Raw genomic sequence first — 21,373 nt, 5'->3', positions numbered from 1 at the left:
CTATTTGAACAAAATAAGCGATCGCGTTGCAGCTTCCGGTCTCATCGGCCGAGTGACGCTGACAGCAGGGAAATCAGTCGAGAAGCTTCATCGCTGTATCAACGACGGCCATCATGGCATCGCGCTTCTGGCCGGTCTTGCCTAGTACGCGCATGCCTTGGACGAGAGCCAGCATCAGCTTCGCGGTCGTTGTGGGATCGACAGCTTTTGCGATCGAACCATCTTGTTGGCCCTGCTGGATGATCTGCTTGAGGCGTCGTTCGTTGAGCTTGAGTGCGTTGGTCACTTTCTGCGCGATGGCCTGGTCGGTACTGGCCAGTTCGACAGCCCCGACGATCACCAGGCAACCGTACCGTCCTTCCGCGGCGTGCGAGGATTCGGCATAGAACCCGAGCAGACGGTGCAGCTTCTCGCGCCCCGACGCGCTGCTGCTGGTGATCTCTGCGAGCTTGGCGCCACGCAGCGCCATGTATCGATCAAGGGCAGCCGTGAACAATGCATGCTTGCTGTGGAAGGCCTTGTAAATGCTTCCGGCTGACAACTTCAGGGCCAGCGAGAGATCGGCAATGGACACGCCGTTGTAGCCGTGTTCCCTGAAATACAGGATGGCCTGGTCCAGGGCGGTATCGAGTTCGAACTCCCGCGGGCGTCCTCTTTCTCGAGAAAGAGGACGCGGCATCGTGCTTGTGGTGCTCATGCGCACTAGTTTGGATCACTTCATTTCCAAAAACAAGACGAGATTTCTTGGCCTGCGATGGACTTTTCTGCAGCAATGTGCAGGTTCGCAAGGGGGCGGCCCTGGCGGAGGCAGAGCCCATGCTCGCGGTCGGGGTCTAGTGCGTGTCGAACGCCGCGAGCTTCAGCTTCACTGCCGCCTGGAGCAGACGCTTGTCGCGCGTCCACAAGCGTGCTGCCGGCTCCAGGCGTGTCGCCGCGAGCAAATGGAGATCGACGTAGCCGATGCCCATCCCGAACAATTGCTCGCCGTGAAGGAATGCCATCGCCTCGTCCGCGCTGGCGATGTCTATCGCGGGCAATGCCTGCAGCGCGCTCAGCGTTTCTTGCCGCCTTGGCAAGCTTCCCAAGGCAATTTCCCCGATGACGTAGGGATGCGTCAGCACTTCGCCGTCTTCCAGCAGCGTCTGCAACCTCGCGTCACCGTGCGCGAGATGGTCGATCCAGACGGAAGTGTCAACGAGGATCATTCGAAGGCTTCGACTGGCGGCGCGGCACTGGCTTGAGGTCGGGCGCGGAGCCCGCGAGGAGCGACAGTCGCCTTGCCGCTTCTCGTTGCACCAGGCTCTTGAGTGCTTGCTGGATCAAGGCGGAGTTTTCCTGGATGCCGGTGAAGCTCCGTGCCTGGGCCAGCAAGTCGTCGTCCAAGGTGACGGTCGTGCGCATGATGATCTCCCGAAACGCATCAAATGTAGCATCATTTGATGCGAGACGGATCGCTGCATCCTACTCCAGCGCCGACGCCGGCCCGAAGAACTCGTAGCGCGCCTGCCGATCCGGCACGCCGAGCGCGCGCAGTGCGCTCTTCACCTGCTGCATGAAGGGCTTCGGTCCGAGAAAGTAGGCGTCAACGTCGCGTGTCGCCGGCAGCCACTGCGCGAGCTTCTGCGCGTCGAGGCGGCCGACCGCATGCGGGGCGTCCGCTGCGGGCGCACCTTCGCTCACTTCGTCGTAGCAATAGAAGCGCGCGAGCTGCGGATGCTTGTGGGCCAGCGCATCGATGGCATGGCGGAAGGCATGCGCGCCTCGCGTGCGCGCGCAGTGGATGAAGTGGACCGCGCGCGAGGTCTTGAGCGCGGCCTCGAGCATCGCCAGCGTCGGCGTGATGCCGACCCCGCCGCTGATCAGCACCAGCGGCCGTTCGCCCGGCTCCAGCGTGAAGGCGCCCGCCGGCGGGAACAGCTCGACCGTGCTGCCTTCGCCGACTTCGTCGTGCAGGTGGTTCGATGCCAGGCCGCCGGTTTCGCGCTTGACGCTGATGCGGTAGGTCTGGCCGTTCGGCGCCGCCGACAGCGAGTAGTTGCGGCGGATCTCGTTGCCGTCGACGACCAGCCGCAGGCCGATGTACTGGCCCGGCTTGAAGTCGAGGATCGCGCCACCATCGGCCGGCGCCAGGTAGAAGGAATTGATCTCCTCGCTCTCGACTTCCCTGCGCACGACGACGAAGGGCCGGGCACCGCGCCAGCCGCCGGGCGCATCGGCCCGCTCGTCGTAGGCCTGCTTCTCGGCACCGATCAGGATGTCGGCCAGTTGCCCGTAGGCGGCGGCCCAGGCGGCGATCACCTCGTCGGTGGCGATCTCGGCACCGAGCACCTCGCGGATCGCACGCAGCAGGCAGGCACCGACGATCGGGTAGTGCTCGGGCAGCACCTGCAGCGCGACGTGCTTGTTGACGATCTGGCCGGCCAGATCGCCGAGCGCTTCGAGCCGGTCGATGTTCTTGGCGTACATCAGCACGCCGTTGGCCAGCGCGCGCGGCTGGTCCCCGCTGGCCTGGTGGGCCTGGTTGAACAGCGGCCGCACTTCCGGATGCTCGTCGAGCATGATCCGGTAGAAGTGCGTGGTCAGCGCCTCGCCGCCGGTTTCGAGCAGTGGCACGGTGGCGGTGACGATGGATTTCTGTTGCGGGGTCAGCACGGAAAAGGCTCCTGGAGTTCAGATGGATGCCTTGTTCATCGCAATCTCCGTTCCAGGCGCGGGGGGCAGCAAAATCAACGACTTGTCGTTGACAGTGTCCTTATGACCTGACGAAAATCGTGTCGATATGACCCACTACCGTGTCCAGATGACTGCCGACAAGCTGCTCGAAGCGGTCGCGCCGCTGGTCGCTGACCTGGGCTCCGGCCTGCCGGCCGAGGAGCTCTATCGCCGCCTGTTGCAGTCGCTGCGCCTGCTGCTGCCCTGCGATGCCGCGGCGCTGCTTCGGCTCGAGGACGGCAGCCTGCTGCCGCTGGCGGTCGACGGCTTGAGCCGCGACACGCTGGGCCGTCGTTTCCGCATCGCCGAGCACCCGCGCTTCGCGGCGCTGCTGGGGGCCGCCGGGCCCTTGCGCTTTCCTTCCGACAGCGCGCTGCCCGACCCCTACGACGGCCTGGTCGAGGGCCTGCATGGCGACCTCCCCGTGCACGACTGCGTGGGCTGCCCGATCCAGCTCCATCAACGGATCTGGGGCTTGCTTACGCTCGACGCGCTGCAGCCCGATCGCTTTTCGCGCGGCGACCTGGCGGCGCTGCAGCTGTTCGCCAACCTGGCGGCCGGCATCGTCACCGTGGCCGGCCGAATCGAACAGTTGGAGAACCGCGTGGCGCTCGAGAGCCTGCGCGCCGAAGGCTACCGGCTCGCCGCGGCGCCGCGCGCCCGCGAGCTGATCGGCCGCAGCACGGCCATGCGCCGGCTCGTCGCCGACATCGAGACCGTGGCCGGCAGCGAGCTGTCGGTGCTGATCCAGGGCGAGACCGGCGTCGGCAAGGAACTGGTCGCGGAGGCGATCCATGCCGGGTCCCCGCGTGCGGCGCGGCCCATGATCAGCCTCAACTGCGCGGCCCTGCCCGAGACGCTGGTCGAAAGCGAATTGTTCGGCCACGTCAAGGGCGCGTTCACGGGCGCCACCAGCGACCGGCCGGGCAAGTTCGAGCTGGCCGATGGCGGCACGCTGTTCCTGGACGAGGTCGGCGAGCTGTCGATGCCGGTGCAGGCCAAGCTGCTGCGTGTGCTGCAGAGCGGCCAGCTGCAGCGCCTGGGCTCCGACCGCGAGCACCATGTGGACGTGCGCCTGATCGCTGCCAGCAACCGGGACCTGGCCGACGAGGTCAAGGCCGGCCGCCTGCGCGCCGACTTCTACCACCGCCTGAGCGCCTACCCGCTGCGGGTGCCGCCCCTGCGCGAGCGGGGCCGCGACGTGCTGCTGCTGAGCGGCTTCTTCCTCGAAGAGAACCGCTCCCGGCTCGGCATCGGCGCGGCCCGGCTCGATGCCAGCGCGCAGGCGGCGCTGCTGGCGTACGACTGGCCGGGCAACGTGCGCGAGTTGGAGCATCTGCTCGGGCGCAGCGCGCTGAAGGCGCGCGCGCGGCATCCGCAGCGGCCGCGGATCCTGAGCCTCACGGCGGAAGACCTGGATCTGGAAGGGCGCCGCGCCGAGGTCGCCCCAGCGATCGAAGGGGCGGACAGCGCGGACAGCGCCACCGACGCGCCGCGCCAGGGCGAGTCGCTCCAGCAAGCCGTCGATGCGCTGAAGAGGCAGCGCCTGCTGGCGGCGCTCGCGGCGCATGGCTTCAACCGGGCGGCGGCCGCGCAGTCGCTCGGCCTCGACCGGGCCAACCTGATCCGGCTGGCGAAGCGGCTGGGGGTCGCGCTCGAACCCGTGAAATGAGGCCTCAGGGCAGCAGGCGCAAGCCGGCCCGGCCGGCTTCGGTGCGGCCGATCACGGCCGCGGCGCCGAAGCCTTCGTCGCGGAAGATCGCCAGCACCGCATCGACCGCCTCGGGCGCGCAGCTCACCAGCAGTCCGCCCGAAGTCTGGGGGTCGCTCAGCAGCGCCTGGGCAGTGGCCGGCAGGCCCGCGGCCAGCTCGACATCGGCGCCATAGCCGCTCCAGTTGCGGCCCGAGGCGCCGGTCACGAAGCCCTCGGCGGCCAGCGCCTCGACGCCTTCGAGCCGCGGCACCTTCGACCACTCGATCACGGCGGTCAGCCCGGCGCCGCGCGCGAGCTCGAGCGCGTGGCCGGCCAGTCCGAAGCCCGTGACGTCGGTCAGCGCATGCACGCCGGGCAGCGCCGCCAGCGCGATGCCGGGCGTGTTGAGCCGAGTCGTGCTGTCGATCAGCTGCCGGTAACCGGCCTCCGACAATTGCTCCTTCTTGAGCGCCGCCGACAGCACGCCGACGCCCAGCGGCTTGCCGAGCACCAGCAGGTCGCCGGCCCGGGCGTCGGCGTTGCGCTTGACCTGCGCCGGGTCGACCAGGCCCATCACCACCAGCCCATAGATCGGCTCGACCGAGTCGATGGTGTGGCCGCCCGCGATCGGGATCCCGGCGGCGCGGCAGACGTCCTGGCCACCGCGCACGATCTCGCCGATGGCCTCGATCGGCAGTTGGGCGACCGGCATCGCGACCAGCGCCAGCGCCATGATCGGCTTGCCGCCCATCGCGTAGACGTCGCTGATCGCGTTGGTGGCCGCGATGCGCCCGAACTCGTATGGATCGTCGACGATCGGCATGAAGAAATCGGTGGTCGCGATCAGGGCCTGGCGGTCGTTGAGCCGGTAGACGGCGGCGTCGTCGGCCGTTTCGATGCCGACCATCAGCTCGGGCGGCATCAGGCCGCCGGCGCCGCTCTTCAGGATCTGCGAGAGCACGCCGGGCGCGATCTTGCAGCCGCAGCCGCCGCCATGCGAGAAGCTGGTGAGCCGCAGCGGCGCGAGCGGGTTGACGGGGCGGGAGGAGGGCGTGTCGTTCATGGGGCCCATTATCCGAGCGGCGTGCTGGCGCGTCTTTCTACAATCGAGGGTTGTCCGCCTACCGGCCCTCCGGCCGCTCCCTCATGAAAACAATCTCCCGCCGCGCCTTGGCGCTGGTCCTTTCCGCCTTCGCCGTCGGTGCCTTTGCTCAGGGCAAGGTGCTGCGCGTGTCCGCCATTCCCGACGAGGCGCCGACCGAGCTGCAGCGCAAGTTCAAGCCGCTGGGCGACTACCTGCAGAAGGAGACCGGCATGGAGGTGCAGTTCACCCCGGTCACCGACTATGCGGCGGTGGTCGAGGGGCTGGCCACCAACAAGCTCGACCTGGCCTGGCTCGGCGGCTTCACCTTCGTGCAGGCGCGCATCCGCACCAACGGCGGCGCGGTGCCGATCGTGCAGCGGGCCGAAGACAAGGTGTTCACCAGCAAGTTCATCGTGCCGGTCGACAGCCCGGCCAAGACCCTGGCCGACCTGAAGGGCAAGACCTTCGCCTTCGGCGCGCCTTCGTCCACCTCGGGCAGCCTGATGCCCCGCTACTTCCTGCTGCAGGCCGGCATCGATCCCGAAAAGGACTTCAAGACCGTGGCCTTCTCGGGCGCGCACGATGCCACCGTGGCCTTCGTGGCCGCCAACCGGGCCGAGGCGGGCGTGCTCAACGCGTCGGTGTGGGACAAGCTGGTCGAGGCCAAGAACCCCAACGCCGCCAAGGTGCGCGTGCTGGCGACCACGCCGACCTACTACGACTACAACTGGACCGTGCGCCCGGGCCTCGACCCGGCGCTGGCGAAGAAGCTGACCGACGCCTTCCTGAAGCTCGATCCCGCGAACCCCGCCCACAAGGAAATCATGGACCTGCAGCGGGCCAGCAAATTCATCCCGACCCAGTCGTCCAACTACGACGGCATCGAGGCGGCGGCCAAGTCCGCGGGCCTGGTGAAGTGATGCGGCGCAGGCCGCTTGCCGGACCGGACGCGTGAGCTTCTCGCTCGATGCGGTCGGCCTGGTGCATCCGAACGGCCACCGTGCGCTGCAGGGCGTGTCGCTGGCCGCCGCCGGGGGAGAGCGGCTGGCGGTCATCGGTCCTTCGGGCGCCGGCAAGACCACGCTGCTGCGCGTGCTCGGCGCGGCGCTGCGGCCCGGCGAGGGCAGCGTCCGGCTGCTCGACCAGGCACCCTGGCAGCTGAGCGCGCCGGCGTTGCGCGGCCTGCGCTCGTGCATCGGCACCGTGCACCAGAGCCCGCCGATCGCGCCCAGGCTGCGGGTCGTGACCGCGGTGCTCGCGGGGCGGCTCGGCCAATGGTCGGCGCTGCGGGCGCTGGGCTCGCTGCTGCGCCCGTCCGACCTGCCCGGTGCGCACGAGGCGCTGTCGCGGCTGGCGCTCGAAGACCGGCTGTTCGAGCGCTGCGATCGCCTGTCGGGCGGGCAGCTGCAGCGCGTCGGCATCGCCCGCGTGCTGTACCAGCGGCCGGCCCTGCTGCTGGCCGACGAGCCGGTGTCGGCGCTCGACCCCACGCTGGCCGACCTGACGCTGCAGCAGCTGGTGCGGCAGAGCGAGGCGACCGGCGCGACCCTGGTGGCCTCGCTGCACGCGGTCGACCTGGCGCTGCGCTGGTTTCCGCGCATCGTCGGCATGCGCGGCGGGCAGGTCGTGTTCGACCGGCCGGTGGGCCAGGTCGACGAGGCGATGCTGAAGGCGCTGTACGCATGACGGATCCGACCGCGCTGCGCGACCCGGCGGCCCGCCGTCGGCTGGTCGGCGGGTTGGCCGCGCTGGCGATCGCCTGGCCGATGCTGCAGCTGGCCGGGTTCCAGCCCGCGGCCCTGTTCGGCGCCGGCAACCTGCAGGTGATCGGCGGCTTCCTGGCCGGCTTCGTGCCGCCGGCCACGGCGCCGGACTTCCTCGCGCTGCTGGCCAAGGCCACGCTCGAGACTTTGGCCATGGCCACCGCCGGCACCGCCCTGGCCTTCCTGATCGGCGCGCCGCTGGCCTTCGTGACCACCCGTGCGCTGTCGCGGTCGCGCATCGGCCCAGGGCCGGGTCGGGTGCGCGCCGCGGCGCTGCGGCAGTGCGCACGTTCGCTGCTGATGGTGCTGCGCGCCATCCCCGAAATCGTCTGGGCGCTGATCTTCGTGCGTGCGCTGGGGCTCGGTCCGGCGGCCGGCGTGCTGGCGCTCGCCATCACCTATGGCGGCATGCTCGGCAAGGTCTACGCCGAGGTGCTCGAATCGACCGACACCGCCCCCGCACGGGCCCTGCTCGAAAGCGGCAGCGGCCGGCTGGCGGCACTGTGCTACGGCCTGCTGCCGAACTGCGCCCAGGAGCTGACCTCCTACACCGTCTACCGCTGGGAGTGCGCGGTGCGGGCCTCGGTGGTGATGGGCTTCGTCGGCGCCGGCGGCCTGGGCCAGCTGATGGACCAGTCGATGAAGATGCTCAACGGCGGCGAGGCCAGCAGCATCCTGCTGGTCTTCCTGGGGCTGGTGCTGCTGGCGGATGCGCTCAGCAATGCCCTTCGGAGATTGCTGCGATGAGCGCCTCGTTCGCGGCCGCGCCGCCGCGCTGCCTTCGCTGCTGGGCCACGGCGCTCGCCATCGTGATCGCGGCGGCGGCCAGCTTCGCCTGGCTCGCGATCGACTATGGCGCGCTGTTCACCGGCGAGTCGCTGTCGCTGATGGGCAGGTTCATCGCCGAATTCTTCCCGCCCGACCTCTCCGCCGCGTTCCTGCAGAAGACCGCCTGGGGTGCCTTGCAGACCCTTGCCGTGTCGGCGCTCGGGACCTTGCTGGCGGCCGCCGGCGGTGCGCTGCTCGCGTTGCCGGCCTCGGGCCGCTCGGGGGCCTGGGTGCAGGGCGCGACCCGCTTCGTGCTCAACTTCCTGCGCAGCGTCCCCGAGCTGGTCTGGGCGGCGCTGATGGTGCTGGCGGCGGGCATCGGCCCCTTCGCCGGTGCGCTGGCGCTGGCGCTGCACACCACCGGCGTGCTCGGCCGCCTGTTCGCCGAGAGCCTGGAGAACGCGCCGCGCGCCCCCGAACGGGCGCTCTCGCAGAGCGGCTCGGGCGCCGTGGCGGCCTTCGCCTACGGCAGCCTGCCGCTGGTGCTGCCCCAATGGGTGGCCTACACGCTGTATCGTTGGGAGATGAACATTCGAATGGCCACCGTGCTGGGCTTCGTCGGCGGCGGCGGCCTGGGCCAGCTGCTCTACTTCCACCTGTCGATCTTCCAGCAGCCACAGGCGATGACCGTGCTGGCCGCGATGTTCGGCCTGGTGGCGCTGGTCGACATGGCGAGTGCCCGGCTGCGCCGCGACCTGGGGCCGGCCTATGCATGAGGACGACAAGCGCTACCGCCCGACCCGGGTGGCCGACATCCCCGGCTTCGACACCCTGATCGACGCCCGCTCGCCGGCCGAGTTCGCGCTCGACCACATCCCGGGTGCCATCAACTGTCCGGTGCTCGACGACGAGGAGCGCCGCATCGTCGGCACGCTCTACAAGCAGACCGGGGCCTTCGAGGCCCGCCGGGTCGGCGGCGCGATGGTCGCGGCGAACCTGGCGCGCCACCTGCGCGAGCAGTTCGCCGACCGGCCCGCCAACTGGCGGCCGCTGGTCTATTGCTGGCGTGGCGGCCTGCGCAGCGGCTCGATGGTGACCTGGCTGCGACTGGTCGGCTGGGACGCCCAGCAGCTGGCCGGCGGCTACAAGAGCTTCAGGCACCACGTGCTGGCGCAGATCGAGGCCACCTGTCCGCAGCTGCAGCTGCGCGTGATCTGCGGCGCCACCGGCAGCGCCAAGACCCGCCTGCTGCAGGCCCTGGCCGCGCGCGGCGAGCAGGTGCTCGACCTCGAGCACCATGCCAGCCACAAGGGCTCGCTGCTGGGTGCCTTGCCCGGCGTGCCGCAGCCTTCGCAGAAGCAGTTCGAGACCCGCATCGCGACCGCCTTCGAGGCCCTGGACCTGGCCCGGCCGGTGTACGTCGAAGGCGAGAGCGCCCGCATCGGCCGGCTGTCGCTGCCGATCCCGCTGGTGGCGCGCATGCGCGGGGCCGACTGCATCGAGGTGCAGGCCGACCCGGCCGCGCGGCTGGCCTACCTGCTGCGCGACTACGCCTACCTCGGTGACGACCGCGAGGCCCTGGCCGGCCAGCTGGGCAAGCTCAAGGAGCTGCAGGGCAAGGCCGTGGTGGACCGCTGGCAGCAATGGGCGCGCGACGGCGAACTGGCGCCGCTGTTCGCGGAGCTGATGCTGCTGCACTACGACCCGCACTACGAGCGGTCGCAGGCGAAGCACTTCGGCCGCTGGGCGCAGCGGATGACGGTGGCGACCGCGGATCTGACGGAGGCCGGAATCGAGGTGTTGGCCGAGGGCGTGCGGGCTTGCGAAGAGCCGACCGGGCGCGCGTGAATTCGCGCAGCGCGTGCGTCAGCGTCCCGAGAAGCGCGCCGGTCGTCGTTCGACGAAATGCGCGACACCCTCGGTGAAGTCCTCGCTCCGGATACTCTCGACCATCTCGGCGTTGGCGAGCGTCACGGCCTCGCCGAGCGACTGGTAAGGCGCCTCCCAGAGCTGCCGCTTCATGACGCGCACCGAGCGCGGCGACACGTCGGCAGAGAGTGTCCTGGCCAGCGCCTGTGCCTCGGCGAGCAATCGATCGGCCGGGACGACCCGGTTCACGAGCCCCATGCCGAGTGCCTCCTGCGCGTCGATCTTGCGAGAAGTCAACAACAGGTCGGTGGCATGCGCATGGCCGACGATGCGCGGCAGCATCCACGAGATGCCGTGCTCGGCGATCAGGCCGCGCTTGGCGAAGGCGGTGGCGAAGACCGCCTTGTCGGAGGCGATCCGGAAATCGCTGTAGAGCGCCATCACCAGGCCGAGCCCGGCAGCGGCGCCGTTGACGGCGCAGATCACCGGCTTGGGAGCGGCGGGGAAGTACGAATAGCGCGTCTGGTAGTCGGCCCTTCGGTTCATGTCGAACGGCCGCATCCACTGCTCCGCGCGGATGTCCTCCGGCGGCAGCACTTCGAGTTCTTCCATGTCCATGCCCGCACAGAAGGCCCGGCCCGCGCCGGTCAGGACGATGGCCCGCACGTCCTTGTCGCTGCCGGCCTGTTCGATGGCCGTGCGCAGTTCTGCCTCGAGGATCCGCGTCAGCGCATTCATGCGCTCCGGCCGGTTCAGCGTGATCGTCGCGACGTGTCCGTCGACCGTGTAGATGATTTGTTCGAAGTTCATGGTGAGAGGTTCAGTGGAGGGTCTCGATGAAGGCGGCAGGCAACTGGATGGACACGGGCTCGACGAACTCCTCGAGGCCACAGCGCCCGTTCTCGCGCCCGATGCCCGATTTCTTGAAGCCCCCGAAAGGCGCGGCGGGGTTGAAAGGGGCGCCGTTGATGTCGACCTGACCGGCGCGCAGGCGGCGGGCGACGGCCAGCGTCGCCGCCTCGACCGGTCCCCACACGGCGGCTGCCAGGCCGTAGTCGGTGCCGTTGGCGAGGGCGATGCCGTCCTCCACCCCGTCGTAGCCGATCAGTACCAGCACCGGACCGAAGACCTCGTCGCGTGCCACCGCCATGTCCGGCGTCACGTCCGCCAGCACGGTGGGCGCCACGAAAAAGCCGTGCGGGGGCAGATCGGCCGGGCTCCCGAGCCGGCGTGCGCCGGCGGCCAACGCCCCGGCGATCAGGCCTTCGACCTTTTGCTGCTGCGCCTTGGAGGCCAAGGGCCCGAGTCTTGTCGCGGCGTCGGCCGGGTCGCCCATGCGGTAGGCGGCCAGGAGATCCACGGCCGCCGCTTCGGCTGCGCCCAGCAAGGGCCGCGGCACCAGCAGCCTTGTCGTCGCCGAACAGGTCTGGCCCGAATTGAGCATGCAGCCCGCCAGCGTGGTCTTGACCGCAAGCGCCAGGTCGGCGCCGGGCAGCACCAGCGCCGCCGACTTGCCGCCGAGTTCGAGCGCCACGCGCTTGATGGCTTCGCCGGCGATGGCCGCGATGTGGCGTCCCGCGCGGGTGGAGCCGGTGAACGACACCATGTCCACTTCGGGATGCCGTACCAGGGTCTCACCGACCTCCGCTCCGCTGCCGTGGACGAGGTTGAACACACCGGCCGGCAGCCCGGCCCGAAGTACCGCCTCGGCGAGCAGGAAGGCGCTGGTCGGCGCCAATTCCGAAGGCTTGAGCACGACCGTGCAGCCGGCCAGCAGTGCAGGCGCGATCTTTCCGGTGATCTGGTGCAGGGGATAGTTCCAGGGGGTGATGCAGGCCACGACGCCGGTAGGCACTTGCTGCACGAGCGAATGGCCGATGCGCGTCTCCCATTCGAAATCGCCGGCAAGGTCCGCGTACATGTCCCAGGCGGCCAGTGGCGCGCCGACCTGGATGCGCGCGGCCAGCTTGCGCGGCATGCCGACTTCCCGCGAGATGGCGGTGGTCAGCGCGTCGGCTTGTTCGCGCAGCGCGGCGGCGATGCGGCGCACGGCCGCGATGCGCTCGGCGGGAGGCGTGGCGGCCCAGCCTGCGAAGGCGCGGCGAGCGGCCATCACCGCGGCATCGACGTCGGCGGGCGAGGCGCTGCGCCAGGAGGCGAATGCTTCCTCGGTGAAGCTGTCGGTGACCGGCAGGTCGTCCGCGCCATGGGCGGGCACCATGGCGCCTTCGATGAAGAGCTGGTTGAAACGGGTCATCTGGGGTCAATCCTTGGAGGGGTTCGAAGTCTTCGGGGCGTCGCGTCTGGCCAGGAACTCGCGCATGACGCGCTGGGGTTCGCCGGTGGAATAGCACTCGAGCTGGTAGCGGATGCCTGCGCTGCAGGCGTCGTCGAAGCCTGCTTGGGTGCGCTCGCGAAAGCGTTGCTTGGTGGTGCGCAGCGCGGCGCCAGGGAGGGCGGCCAGGGCGCGCGCGCGTTCGAGCGCGCGCGGCAGCACCTGCTCGGGAGCGACCAGGTCGTTGACCAGGCCCAGCGCATGCGCGCGTTCGCCGGTGATCAGTTCACCGGTGAGCGACAGCTGCTGGTTGAGCGAATGACCGATCTGCAGCGACATCAGGTAGGAGCCGACGATGCTGGCCAGCCCGGCCTTGACTTCGGGCTGCCCCATTCGCAGCGTCGGGTGTGCCACGCGCAGGTCGCACATCAGCGCCATCTGGAACCCGGCGCCGACCGCGGTGCCGTTGAGCGCGGCTACGATCGGCTTGGACACGTCGCGCACGGCCTGGTACATCGCATGCTGGCGGTTGAGCCAGCCTGCCAGCGTGTCGGTGTCGATCATTGCCGACTCGTCCAGGTCCTGGCCACCGCAGAAGGCGCGCTCGCCGCTGCCGGTCAGCACGATCGCCCCGACGTCCCGATTGGCATCGAGGGCACGCAGTTGCTCGCCGAGGGCGGCGCGCAACTCTGCGTTGACCGCATTCATCACGGCAGGCCGGTGCAGCCGAACCACAGCCGTGCCGTCCTGGATATCGACCTGCACGGTGTCAGTGCGCTGCATGCGATGCTCCCTGGCGTTCGATGACGGCGTCGACGGCCCAGCCGCCCTGGCCTGCGTCGCCGACGATCAGCGGGTTGAGGTCGATCGATGCGATGGCGAGAGGGTGCGCCGCCGCGAGCGCGCCGAGCGCCACCGCAGTGCGCGCAACCACGTTCAGATCGAGGGGCGCTTCGCCGCGGACGCCGGCGAGGACCGGCGCGATGCGCAAGCGGGCGAGTTTGGCGATCACGTCCGATTCGGAGAAGGGATGCAGCAGCACCACGAAATCGCGCAGGGCCTCGACGTACTTGCCGCCATCGCTGACCATCACGACGGTTCCGAACAGCGGGTCCTGACGCACGCCGAGTGCGAATTCGCGGCGCCCGCGCACCCTTTGCGCGACGATGACGCCGTCCAGCGGCAGCCCCATCGCGGCGACGCGTTCGGCGCATGCGGTCCAGGCGTCTCGAACCTGGTCCGCGGTCTGGACGTCGACGAAGACCAGGCCGTGCTCCGACTTGTGGGGAATGCGCGCCGAACACGCCTTGACCACGACCTGCGGTCCCAGGGCTCGCCAAGCGGCGATCACTTCGTCCGCGTTTCGGCACAGACGGTGCGCGACCGTGGGGATGCCGGCGGCGCCCAGCAGGGCGAGACTGTCTGCCTCGCTCAGGAGCGGGTCATCGCCGTCCGGCAGGGGCCGCGCATCCAGCGAAGGTGCCCGCAGCGCGTGGCGCGCGGCCGACTGCTGCATCAGCATGCCGTGCCGGCTCCACTGGTGCAGCGCATTGATGGCGTCCGTCTCATGGGAGAACACCGGAACGCCGGCATCGCGGAAGGCCTGTCGCACCGAGGCCTGGGGCGCGGACACCACGCACGGCTTGTTGCGCGCTGCGGCGAAGCGGGCGGTGTCGCGGGCCATGCCGGGCACGTCGTAGCCTTCTCCGGCGACCGGCACGCCGATGAGGAACATGTCGGCCTGCGGGTCGGCCGCCAGCGCGCCCAGCGTGTCGGCGTACATGCCGCCCTGGGTCATGAGCGAGGCCGTGAGGTCGACCGGATTCTGTGCCGTCGCGAAGCTCGGCATGATGCCGGCGAGGGCGTCGATGACGGGTTGGCCGAGTTCGGCCAGCGGCAATCCGAGCGTTGCGGCCGCATCGGCGCAGAGCACGCCGACGGCGCCGCTGTGGCTCATGACGACCAGGTGCTCGGCCGCCCGGGGCGGCGAGGCGAGGTAGAGCTCGACGGCGTTGACCAGCCCCTGCACGTCGTTGGCACGCCAGATGCCATGGCGCTCGAAAAAGGCGTCGACGACGACGTCGTCGTTGACGATGGCGCCGGTGTGCGAAGCGGCGGCCTTGGCGCCGTGCGCGCTGCGACCCGACTTGAGCGCGATCACCGCGGCACCGCGCGCCGAGGCGAGCCGAGCGACTTCCGCGAGCATGGCCGGGTCGCTCAGGGACTCGATGTACATCAGGACGACGCGAACGTCGGGGTCCGCCGCCGCCGCCAGCGCCAGCTCGCACACCGATGCATCGGCGTCGTTGCCCGAAGCGACCAGGTAGCGCACGCCGACGCCGCGCTCGCGCAGCATCGCGTACGGCATCACGCTGGCCGCACCGCTCTGGCTCACGATGGCCACCGGGCCGTCCGCGGGTTCGACTTCCTTGAACATCGTGCTGAAGTTCATCACCGCGCCGGTCTGGAAGTTGGCCACGCCCTGCGCGTTCGGCCCGATCAGGCGAATGCCGAGGCGCCGCGCCTGCGCCACCAGCGCCTGCTGGCGCGCGACGCCCTCGGTGCCGGTTTCGCCGAAGCCCGAGCTCATCACGATGGCGCTGCCGATGCCGCGCGCCGCACACTGGTCGATCACGCCGGCGACCGCATCCTGGCCGACTGCGATGATCGCGACGTCGGGCGCCTCGGGCGTCGCCGCGAGCGAAGGGTAGGCCGCCAGGCCCTGGACCGTCGCGCGCTTGGGATTGATCGGGTAGACCGCACCCTGGAAGCCGAAGCGCTGAAGGTAGTGCAGTGGACGCCCACCGACCTTGTTGCGGTCTTCTGTCGCGCCGACGATGGCGATGCGCCGCGGCGCGAAAGCGCGTTGCAGCCGGGGATCGAGGAGGTCGTTCATGGTGTCGCTCAGTCGAGGCTGGCGCCGGAGGCCTTCACCACCGGCGCCCACTTGGCGGTGTCGCTCTTGATGAGTGCGGCGAATTCGGCTGGCGTGGTCGTGTGGGCATCGGCGCCGTCGGCCTCCATGCGCTTCTTCATCTCGTCGGTGGCCATGACCGCGGCCATTTCGCGGTTCAGGCGCTCGACCACCGCAGGGGGCGTCGCCTTGGGCGCCAGCACGCCATACCAGATCGTCACGTCGAAGCCCTTGAGGCCGGCTTCCTGGACGGTCGGCACGGCCGGCAGCAGCGGCGAGCGCTTCGGACCCGTCACGGCGAGCGCGCGCACCTTGCCGGCGGCGATGTTCTGGGTCTGCTGCGCGATCGTGTCGAACATCATCGACAGGCGGCCGCCCAGCAGGTCCACCATGGCCGGCGCCGAACCCTTGTAGGGGACGTGCGTGATCTGGATGCTGGCCGTGCTGCGGAACAGTTCGCCCGACAGGTGATTGGAGCTCCCGTTGCCGGCCGAGCCGTAGGTCAGTTCACCCGGCCTGGTCTTGGCCAGCGCGATCAGGTCGGCCAGGTTCTTTGCCGGAATCCCGGGGCTCGCGACGAGCACGTTCATCGTCGTGGCCATGAGGCTCACGGGCGCGAAGTCCTTCACCGGGTCGTAGCGCAGCCGGGCGTAGAGGCTCGGGTTGATCGCCAGCGTGCCGGTGGTGCCGAAGAACAGCGTGTGGCCGTCGGCGGGCGCCCGGGCCACGAGTTCGGCCGCGATGCCGCCGCCGGCGCCGCCGCGGTTGTCGATGATCACCTGCTGGCCGAGCCGATCGCCGAGCTTCTGGGCCAGCAGGCGCGCCATGGCGTCGGTCGGACCCCCGGCGGGGAAGGGAACGACCAGCGTGACGGCCTGCCTGGGATAGGCCGCCTCCTGGGCATGGAGCAGGGGCGCGGCCAGCAGCGAGGCGGCCGCCATCGCGAACGCGATCGGGTGCTTGAACTTCAAGGTTGTCTCCTTTTGGGTGAGTGCAGCCCGAGGTTAGGCCGCGCCGTGAGTTCCAGAAAGGGCAAGTTATGGATTTCTGATTTCCATTAAAGTGAAGTCATGAAGCTCAAGCAACTGGACACCTTCCTGCGGGTTGCAGACATGAAATCGCTGTCGCGGGCGGCGCTCGCTTCGGACATGGCCCAGTCGCTGGTGAGCCGGCAGATCGCCATGCTCGAAGCGGAGTGGGGGCGGCGGCTGTTCGACCGCACCGGTCGCGGCATGGCGCTGTCCGACTTCGGCCGGCGCATCTATCCGGAGGTGCAGCGCGTTGTCGAGCAGGTGCGCCAACTCGACGCCGCGGCCACCGAGGCGGCCGGCGTGCTGACCGGCACGGTGCACGTGGGCGTGTTGCCGTCCTTGTCGCGCCAGTTGCTGCCGATGCTGCTGGCCGACGTGCGCGAACGGGCGCCGGCGCTGCACCTGCACGTGATGGAGGGTTTCAGCGGCACGCTCGACGAGCAGCTCGCATCCGGCCGGCTCGACATGATCGTGGTGAATCGCTATGGCTCGTCGGCGCTGCGCGGCGAGGACGTGCTCGGCAAGGTCGAGACCTTCCTGATCGGCAAGACGGGCCGGCCCGAACTTCAAGCCAGGACGGTTCCGTTTCGCGCCCTGGGCGGCCTCCCGCTGGTGTTGCCCGCGGCGCCGAACGGACTGAGAACCACGCTGGACGTGCTCTCGCGGCGCCACAACGTCGCGCTCGACATCGTCATGGATGTCGACACCGCCACGGCAATGAAGGACGTCGCAGCGAGCGGACACGCGTTCACGCTGCTGCCCATCACCGCGGTGACGCAGGAGATCGAACTGGGCCTGCTGTCGGCCTGTCGCGTGACGAGCCCGGGCATCCGGCGGACGATCGCGCTGAGCCTGACGCGGCAGCGGCCGCTGTCGGAAGGCGCCCGGCTCGTCGCTTCGCGCGTGCGGCTGCTGGCCTCGGGCCTGCTGTCCGGTCTCTAGATCCCGTCCAGCGCCTCCAGCGCGGCGTCGCGCGCCATCACCGCGGCGTACTTCTGCCCCATGTCGAACAGACTCGCCTCGTGCGGCCCGAGCGCCCGGTCGCCGACGCAATCGGAGACCACCAGCGGCCGGAAGCCGTGCGACATCGCGTCGACCACGCTGGCGCGCACGCAGCCGCTGGTCACCGCACCCGCGACCACCAGCGTCTGCACGCCGCGCTGGCTCAGCCAGGCGGCCAGCGAGGTGCCGAAGAAGGCCGAGGGCACGGTCTTGCGCACCACCAGCTCGCCCGCCTGCGGCGCGAGTTCGGGCACGATCGCGCTGTTCGCATCGCGCTCCTTGAGGCCGAGCATGCCCGGCACCTTGAGCGAGAAGATGTTGTGGTCGGCGCCATCGTCGGCGTAGACGATCCGGCTGTGGGCGATGGCCCAGCCGCGCGCGCGCGCAGCGGCCAGCAGCGGCACCGTGCGCGCGATGGCCTGGGGGATGTTGCCGCCGCCGAACACCGCCGGGTCGGCGAAGCCGTTGACGAAGTCGACGATCAGCAGGCCGACCGGGGCGCGCAGCGGCAGCGTGCTGCCGAAGCCCTGGCGTTCGTAGGTCTCGATCTCAGCATGCATCGTGGTTCTCCCGGCCGTCCAGGACCTGGCCGTCGCGGACCATGTCCACCCCATCGAGGCGCACCGTGCACTTGCGCAAGGGGATGTCGATGTGGCAGGCCGTGTCGCGGCTGCCGCCGGCCTCGTTGTTGGGGCCGAGCGAGAACAGGAAGTTGCCCTCGTAGGCACGGGCGTCCATGCCGATCGTCGCTTCGCGGTCGTACAGGCCCAGGGTCGACCAGCGCGCGCGCGGCTGCAGTCCCCAGCCGATGTGGGAGATCGCATAGGCCTCGGGATCGCGGAACGATGCCATGTAGTCCTCGAGCAGTTCGGCATCGACGCCGCCCTCGATCTTCACCGCGTAGCCGTTGTCCACCGTGAGCACGATGCGGTCCGACGCATAGGCCTTCTGCGGCAGCAGGATGTCGCCGCGGTCGATCACGATGCGGCCACTGGCGCCGCCCTCGTCGGGCCAGGTCAGCGCGAAGCCGCTCGGCCAGTGGTCCCAGCGCCCGGGCTCGTCGACGAATCCGTACTCGCTGATCGCCGGGTACTGGCCCAGCTTGCAGCGCAGGTCGGTGCCGGCGGCCGACACCACGTGCATCTCGCGCGCGGCGCCGATGCGCGCCGCGGCGGCCTTGACGCGGGTGCGGTCGGCCAGGGTCGGCACCATGCGCACCAGCACCTCGGGCGGCTCGACCGCCAGCAGGATCCGGGTGCCGGACGCCAGGATCTCGTGCTGCTCGGGCGAGAACAGCAGCGTCATCAGGTCGAGCACCAGGTCGCTGGCCTTGAGGGCCGCGATGGCTGCCGGGTTGCCGGTCAGCGGCGTGGTGCCGAGATAGGCCAGGCTGTCGCGGCTCAGGGCCTTCTCGGCGTTGACCGGCGGCAGGTCCAGCCGATTGACGATCGCGCCCATCGCCTGCGAGCCGATCAGCGCGCACTGCAGGGTCTGCGGGTGCGTGGCGGCGCTGGTCAGCACGGTGACGCTCTGGCCGGCCTGCAGCTTGCTGAGGGTGAGCACCTGTTTCCAGGCCTCGATCATCTGGTGGTCGCTGACGGGCATTGCATGCTCCTTTCCGGGTTGGGGGTCAGTCCGAAGCCGCGGCCAGCGGCTGGCCGAGGAAGTCGCCGAAGGCGCGGTAGAAGCCGGGCTCGTCGTCCCACGGGATCATGTGGCCGGCGCCAGGCACCTGGGCCACCCGCAGCGCCGGCATCAGGCGCCGGAGCTCGTCCTGGTCCTCGGGCCGGATCACGTCGCCGCGGCCGGCGACCATCAGCAGGGCCGGCACTTCGATGTGCGGCAGGTCGGCGTGGATGTCGTCCTGGTGGAAGCCCTCGTAGGCGGCGACGATCGCACGCTCGTCGCAGGTGTGGAGCCATTCGGCGCGCAGCCGCAGCTGGGCCTCGGTCCAGGTCGGCGAGAAGGCGCGCAGCGCCTCGAAGCCGGCGCCGTCGCGCATCAGGCGGATCGAGTCGATGTACCAGGGCAGGTTGGCCGGGTAGGCGCGGCGGCCGGGACCGGAAACCGGCGGGTCGATCAGCACCAGCCGCTCGAGCCCCGCGGGGCACAGGCGCGCGGTCCGGATGCCGATGCGCGCGCCCATCGAATGGCCGACCAGCGCATAGTCGCGCAGGCCGAGCGCCTCGGCGAAGGCGCCGACGTCGCGGGCGCAGGCGTCGAGGCCGTAGTCGAGCGCGGCGGACGACTCCGAGAGGCCGCGGCCGCGGACGTCGAGCACATAGGTGTCGAAGTGGCGGCCGAACTGCTCGGCCACGAAGCCCCACGTGATGGCCGGGCTGGTGATGCCCGGCACGATGACCACGGGGCGGCCCTGGCCGCCGTAGCGGAGGTAGTGCTGGCGGATGCCGTTGGCGCGCAGGTTCGCGCCGTGAAGGAAGGTGCTGCGCATGGGCGTGCTCCGGCTCACCAGGCGCCCGAAAGCAGCGCACCGGCACCCGGCACCACCGGTTCGAGGTCCAGCGCCTTCAGCATCGCGTAGGTGGTGGCGATCGCCGCCGTGACCACCGGCTTGCCGGTCATCGCCTCGACCTTGGCGACCGAGGGCAGCGAGGGCATCTGGACGCAGGCCGACAGCACGATCGCATCGACGCCGCGGGTGTCCATGCCGGCGACGATCGCGGGCAGCAGGGCCGGGTCGTGGCGGCCGACCTCGAGGTTGTCGGGGATCTCGAGCGCGCGCCAGTCGCTGACTTCGATGTCCTCGTGGCGGATGTAGTCGACCACCAGTTCGGTCAGCGGCTTCATGTAGGGTGCCACCAGCGCGATTCGTTTGGCGCCCATCACCTTGAGCGCGTCGACCAGCGCGCCGGCGCTGGTGACCACCGGCGCGGCGCCGCCGTTGTCGGCGGTGCGGGCATGCAGGCGGGCCTGCGAGCTGCGGTGGTAGCCGTGGCCCATCGACATGATCGCCACCAGGCAGGCATAGCCCAGGACATCGACGCGCGCATCGCTGAGCTCCAGCGCGCAGCGGTCGGATTCGGCGTCCATCGCGGCGAGCTCGTCCTTCTTGACCGTCTTCATGCGCATGCGACTGGAGTGGAAGGTGAAGCGCTCGGGGCGGACCGCCTGGCGGGCCATGAGCATGGCCGGGATCTCGGTCTCCATCGTGGTGTTCGAGCTCGGCACGATCTGGCCGATGCGGTAGCTGCGGGTCATGGGGTTCTCCGGTGATTGAAGGGAAAGGCGCTCAGGCCAGGTCGAGCTTGAGCAGGCGTTCGGCGTTGCCGTGGCAGACCAGCGCGCGGGTGCGCTCGTCCAGCGGCGCCGCCTCGATGAAGTCGGCGGCGACCGCGGTCGACTCGTAGGGATAGTCGACCGAGAACATCACGGCCTCGGCGCCCATCTCGGCGATGGCGCCCGCCAGTGCGGCGGGCGAGCAGACGCCGGAGGTGGTGATCACGATGTTGCGGCCGATGTACTCGGACGGCGCGCGCTGCAGCGTGAGGCCGTGCGGATAGGCGGCGAAGCGGCTGTCGAAGCGCCAGCGCTGGAACGGCAGGCCCTCGCCCATGTGGCCGAGGATCAGCTTGAGCCGCGGGAAGCGGTCGAAGACGCCGCCGAAGAGCAGGCGCAGCGCATGGGTCGCGGTCTCGACGCCCCAGCCCCAGGTGGCGCCGTTCAGCTCGGCATGGCCTTCGAACGAGACCGGCGCTGACGGGAAGTCGATCGGGTGCAGGTACAGCGGCACGTCGAGGGCCTGCAGGCGGTCCCACACTTCGTCGTAGGCGCGGTCGTCGTAGTAGCGGCCCCGGGTGTGGCCGTTGACGAGCGCGCCCTTGAACCCGAGCTGCCGCACCGCGCGCGTCAGCTCCGTGGCGGCGGCCTTCGGATCCTGCATCGGCAGCGCGGCGAAGCCCGCATAGCGGGTCGGGTGGCGCGCGACCTGCTGCGCGAGGAAGTCGTTGTTCTCCTGCGCGCTGCCGATGGCGAGCGAGGTGCTGGCCTCGCCCTGCACGCCGGGGCCGGTCTGCGACAGCACGGTCACCGCGATGCCGGCCCGGTCCATCTCGCCGAGGCGGATCTCGTCGAAGTCGGCCAGCCGGCGCGCGAGCTCGGCGTAGACCGCCCGGTCGATGTGCTGCAGGAAGGACTTCGAGTAGCGTTCGAAGCCGGGCGCCATGAAATGCTCTTCGAGCGCGATCTTGCGAATTCGGGTCATCCTGGGGTTCTCCTGGTGGGGTGTGGAAGGGAAGGGCGGG

Annotated in this window: 22 protein-coding genes; 7 read left to right on the top strand and 15 right to left on the bottom strand. The window is 70.0% G+C overall.

The annotated features are described in order from the left end of the window. Nucleotides 1-73 precede the first annotated feature (73 nt). The 4 genes from QTI17_RS00225 to hmpA form a co-directional block, all read right to left on the bottom strand. Entirely contained in the window at nt 74-697 is a 624-nt protein-coding gene (locus QTI17_RS00225) for a TetR/AcrR family transcriptional regulator (RefSeq protein WP_286530232.1), read from the bottom strand. Nucleotides 698-833: 136 nt separating this feature from the next. After that, nucleotides 834-1,205: a type II toxin-antitoxin system VapC family toxin gene (locus QTI17_RS00220; protein WP_286530230.1), complete on the bottom strand. Its 372-nt coding sequence runs from the start codon at nt 1,203-1,205 to the stop codon at nt 834-836. After that, nucleotides 1,192-1,401, bottom strand: a complete 210-nt coding sequence (locus QTI17_RS00215; RefSeq protein ID WP_286530228.1) for a type II toxin-antitoxin system VapB family antitoxin — start codon at nt 1,399-1,401, stop codon at nt 1,192-1,194. The genes QTI17_RS00220 and QTI17_RS00215 overlap by 14 nt, the downstream gene beginning before the upstream one ends. Before the next feature lie 60 nt (nt 1,402-1,461). Beyond that, the gene (gene hmpA, locus QTI17_RS00210; RefSeq protein WP_286530226.1) at nt 1,462-2,652 is read right to left on the bottom strand and encodes an NO-inducible flavohemoprotein; all 1,191 of its coding nucleotides are present in this window, start codon (nt 2,650-2,652) and stop codon (nt 1,462-1,464) included. 148 nt (nt 2,653-2,800) lie between these two features. Between hmpA and norR the strand changes: the two genes are divergently transcribed. Then, nucleotides 2,801-4,384, top strand: a complete 1,584-nt coding sequence (gene norR / locus QTI17_RS00205) for a nitric oxide reductase transcriptional regulator NorR (protein ID WP_286530223.1) — start codon at nt 2,801-2,803, stop codon at nt 4,382-4,384. A gap of 4 nt (nt 4,385-4,388) precedes the next feature. Here norR and selD read toward each other — a convergent pair whose 3' ends face one another. Next, complete coding sequence (gene selD / locus QTI17_RS00200) at nt 4,389-5,468, bottom strand: selenide, water dikinase SelD (RefSeq protein WP_286530221.1); 1,080 nt, start codon at nt 5,466-5,468, stop codon at nt 4,389-4,391. A gap of 83 nt (nt 5,469-5,551) precedes the next feature. Between selD and QTI17_RS00195 the strand changes: the two genes are divergently transcribed. Genes QTI17_RS00195 through mnmH form a run of 5 tightly spaced genes read left to right on the top strand, consistent with a single transcriptional unit; the run spans nt 5,552 to nt 9,868 of the window. Beyond that, nucleotides 5,552-6,409, top strand: a complete 858-nt coding sequence (locus QTI17_RS00195; RefSeq protein WP_286530220.1) for a putative selenate ABC transporter substrate-binding protein — start codon at nt 5,552-5,554, stop codon at nt 6,407-6,409. Between the two features lie 31 nt (nt 6,410-6,440). Continuing rightward, the gene (locus QTI17_RS00190; RefSeq protein WP_286530218.1) at nt 6,441-7,175 is read left to right on the top strand and encodes a phosphonate ABC transporter ATP-binding protein; all 735 of its coding nucleotides are present in this window, start codon (nt 6,441-6,443) and stop codon (nt 7,173-7,175) included. Beyond that, nucleotides 7,172-7,999 (top strand): PhnE/PtxC family ABC transporter permease, encoded by an 828-nt coding sequence (locus tag QTI17_RS00185; RefSeq protein ID WP_286530217.1) that lies wholly within the window; start codon nt 7,172-7,174, stop codon nt 7,997-7,999. Before QTI17_RS00190 ends, QTI17_RS00185 begins: the two co-directional genes overlap by 4 nt. After that, nucleotides 7,996-8,796 (top strand): phosphonate ABC transporter, permease protein PhnE, encoded by an 801-nt coding sequence (phnE, locus tag QTI17_RS00180; RefSeq protein ID WP_286530215.1) that lies wholly within the window; start codon nt 7,996-7,998, stop codon nt 8,794-8,796. Before QTI17_RS00185 ends, phnE begins: the two co-directional genes overlap by 4 nt. Next, nucleotides 8,789-9,868, top strand: coding sequence for a tRNA 2-selenouridine(34) synthase MnmH (gene mnmH / locus QTI17_RS00175; protein WP_286530214.1), 1,080 nt, complete (start codon nt 8,789-8,791; stop codon nt 9,866-9,868). The genes phnE and mnmH overlap by 8 nt, the downstream gene beginning before the upstream one ends. An 18-nt stretch (nt 9,869-9,886) precedes the next feature. Here mnmH and QTI17_RS00170 read toward each other — a convergent pair whose 3' ends face one another. From QTI17_RS00170 to QTI17_RS00150, 5 genes are read right to left on the bottom strand one after another with little or no spacing between them, the layout of a single operon-like run. After that, nucleotides 9,887-10,699 carry an enoyl-CoA hydratase gene (locus tag QTI17_RS00170; protein ID WP_286530212.1) on the bottom strand — a complete coding sequence of 271 codons (813 nt, stop codon included), beginning with the start codon at nt 10,697-10,699 and terminating at the stop codon, nt 9,887-9,889. Nucleotides 10,700-10,709: 10 nt separating this feature from the next. After that, on the bottom strand, nt 10,710-12,146 hold the full coding sequence (locus QTI17_RS00165; protein WP_286530209.1) for an aldehyde dehydrogenase family protein: 1,437 nt from the start codon (nt 12,144-12,146) through the stop codon (nt 10,710-10,712). 6 nt (nt 12,147-12,152) lie between these two features. Next, the gene (locus QTI17_RS00160) at nt 12,153-12,947 is read right to left on the bottom strand and encodes an enoyl-CoA hydratase/isomerase family protein (protein ID WP_286530208.1); all 795 of its coding nucleotides are present in this window, start codon (nt 12,945-12,947) and stop codon (nt 12,153-12,155) included. Then, nucleotides 12,934-15,060 carry an acetate--CoA ligase family protein gene (locus QTI17_RS00155; protein WP_286530207.1) on the bottom strand — a complete coding sequence of 709 codons (2,127 nt, stop codon included), beginning with the start codon at nt 15,058-15,060 and terminating at the stop codon, nt 12,934-12,936. The genes QTI17_RS00160 and QTI17_RS00155 overlap by 14 nt, the downstream gene beginning before the upstream one ends. Before the next feature lie 8 nt (nt 15,061-15,068). Continuing rightward, entirely contained in the window at nt 15,069-16,019 is a 951-nt protein-coding gene (locus QTI17_RS00150) for a tripartite tricarboxylate transporter substrate binding protein (protein WP_286531303.1), read from the bottom strand. A 129-nt stretch (nt 16,020-16,148) separates the two neighbouring features. On the opposite strand from QTI17_RS00150, the gene QTI17_RS00145 reads away from it, so the two are divergent. Next, nucleotides 16,149-17,051, top strand: a complete 903-nt coding sequence (locus tag QTI17_RS00145; protein WP_286530205.1) for a LysR substrate-binding domain-containing protein — start codon at nt 16,149-16,151, stop codon at nt 17,049-17,051. On the opposite strand, the gene QTI17_RS00140 is transcribed toward QTI17_RS00145, so the two are convergent. From QTI17_RS00140 to QTI17_RS00120, 5 genes are read right to left on the bottom strand one after another with little or no spacing between them, the layout of a single operon-like run. After that, nucleotides 17,048-17,671, bottom strand: a complete 624-nt coding sequence (locus tag QTI17_RS00140; protein WP_286530204.1) for an N-carbamoylsarcosine amidohydrolase — start codon at nt 17,669-17,671, stop codon at nt 17,048-17,050. The two genes, QTI17_RS00145 and QTI17_RS00140, sit on opposite strands and share 4 nt — an antisense overlap. After that, nucleotides 17,661-18,716: a 2,5-dihydroxypyridine 5,6-dioxygenase NicX family protein gene (locus tag QTI17_RS00135; protein WP_286530202.1), complete on the bottom strand. Its 1,056-nt coding sequence runs from the start codon at nt 18,714-18,716 to the stop codon at nt 17,661-17,663. Before QTI17_RS00135 ends, QTI17_RS00140 begins: the two co-directional genes overlap by 11 nt. Nucleotides 18,717-18,741: 25 nt before the next feature. Further along, the gene (locus tag QTI17_RS00130; protein WP_286530201.1) at nt 18,742-19,563 is read right to left on the bottom strand and encodes an alpha/beta fold hydrolase; all 822 of its coding nucleotides are present in this window, start codon (nt 19,561-19,563) and stop codon (nt 18,742-18,744) included. 14 nt (nt 19,564-19,577) lie between these two features. After that, nucleotides 19,578-20,330 (bottom strand): maleate cis-trans isomerase family protein, encoded by a 753-nt coding sequence (locus QTI17_RS00125; RefSeq protein ID WP_286530200.1) that lies wholly within the window; start codon nt 20,328-20,330, stop codon nt 19,578-19,580. A 31-nt stretch (nt 20,331-20,361) separates the two neighbouring features. Beyond that, nucleotides 20,362-21,333, bottom strand: a complete 972-nt coding sequence (locus QTI17_RS00120) for an amidohydrolase family protein (protein WP_286530199.1) — start codon at nt 21,331-21,333, stop codon at nt 20,362-20,364. Nucleotides 21,334-21,373: the final 40 nt, after the last annotated feature.

Origin of the sequence: Variovorax sp. J31P179 (genome assembly GCF_030316985.1) — a bacterium.
Classification (GTDB): domain Bacteria; phylum Pseudomonadota; class Gammaproteobacteria; order Burkholderiales; family Burkholderiaceae_C; genus Variovorax; species Variovorax ginsengisoli_B.
Note: the sequence above shows the minus strand (reverse complement) of the source record. Positions and strands in the feature narration are given on the sequence as shown.

Coding starts and splice junctions, on each gene's coding strand:
- phnE (WP_286530215.1), top strand. CDS start 7,996: ATGAGCGCCTCGTTCGCGGCCGCGCCGCCGCGCTGCCTTCGCTGCTGG.
- QTI17_RS00130 (WP_286530201.1), bottom strand. CDS start 19,563: ATGCGCAGCACCTTCCTTCACGGCGCGAACCTGCGCGCCAACGGCATC.
- QTI17_RS00125 (WP_286530200.1), bottom strand. CDS start 20,330: ATGACCCGCAGCTACCGCATCGGCCAGATCGTGCCGAGCTCGAACACC.
- QTI17_RS00195 (WP_286530220.1), top strand. CDS start 5,552: ATGAAAACAATCTCCCGCCGCGCCTTGGCGCTGGTCCTTTCCGCCTTC.
- QTI17_RS00185 (WP_286530217.1), top strand. CDS start 7,172: ATGACGGATCCGACCGCGCTGCGCGACCCGGCGGCCCGCCGTCGGCTG.
- QTI17_RS00140 (WP_286530204.1), bottom strand. CDS start 17,671: ATGCATGCTGAGATCGAGACCTACGAACGCCAGGGCTTCGGCAGCACG.
- QTI17_RS00225 (WP_286530232.1), bottom strand. CDS start 697: ATGAGCACCACAAGCACGATGCCGCGTCCTCTTTCTCGAGAAAGAGGA.
- mnmH (WP_286530214.1), top strand. CDS start 8,789: ATGCATGAGGACGACAAGCGCTACCGCCCGACCCGGGTGGCCGACATC.
- QTI17_RS00150 (WP_286531303.1), bottom strand. CDS start 16,019: ATGGCGGCCGCCTCGCTGCTGGCCGCGCCCCTGCTCCATGCCCAGGAG.
- QTI17_RS00215 (WP_286530228.1), bottom strand. CDS start 1,401: ATGCGCACGACCGTCACCTTGGACGACGACTTGCTGGCCCAGGCACGG.
- QTI17_RS00165 (WP_286530209.1), bottom strand. CDS start 12,146: ATGACCCGTTTCAACCAGCTCTTCATCGAAGGCGCCATGGTGCCCGCC.
- selD (WP_286530221.1), bottom strand. CDS start 5,468: ATGAACGACACGCCCTCCTCCCGCCCCGTCAACCCGCTCGCGCCGCTG.
- norR (WP_286530223.1), top strand. CDS start 2,801: ATGACTGCCGACAAGCTGCTCGAAGCGGTCGCGCCGCTGGTCGCTGAC.
- QTI17_RS00120 (WP_286530199.1), bottom strand. CDS start 21,333: ATGACCCGAATTCGCAAGATCGCGCTCGAAGAGCATTTCATGGCGCCC.
- QTI17_RS00160 (WP_286530208.1), bottom strand. CDS start 12,947: ATGCAGCGCACTGACACCGTGCAGGTCGATATCCAGGACGGCACGGCT.
- QTI17_RS00135 (WP_286530202.1), bottom strand. CDS start 18,716: ATGCCCGTCAGCGACCACCAGATGATCGAGGCCTGGAAACAGGTGCTC.
- QTI17_RS00170 (WP_286530212.1), bottom strand. CDS start 10,699: ATGAACTTCGAACAAATCATCTACACGGTCGACGGACACGTCGCGACG.
- QTI17_RS00220 (WP_286530230.1), bottom strand. CDS start 1,205: ATGATCCTCGTTGACACTTCCGTCTGGATCGACCATCTCGCGCACGGT.
- QTI17_RS00155 (WP_286530207.1), bottom strand. CDS start 15,060: ATGAACGACCTCCTCGATCCCCGGCTGCAACGCGCTTTCGCGCCGCGG.
- QTI17_RS00145 (WP_286530205.1), top strand. CDS start 16,149: ATGAAGCTCAAGCAACTGGACACCTTCCTGCGGGTTGCAGACATGAAA.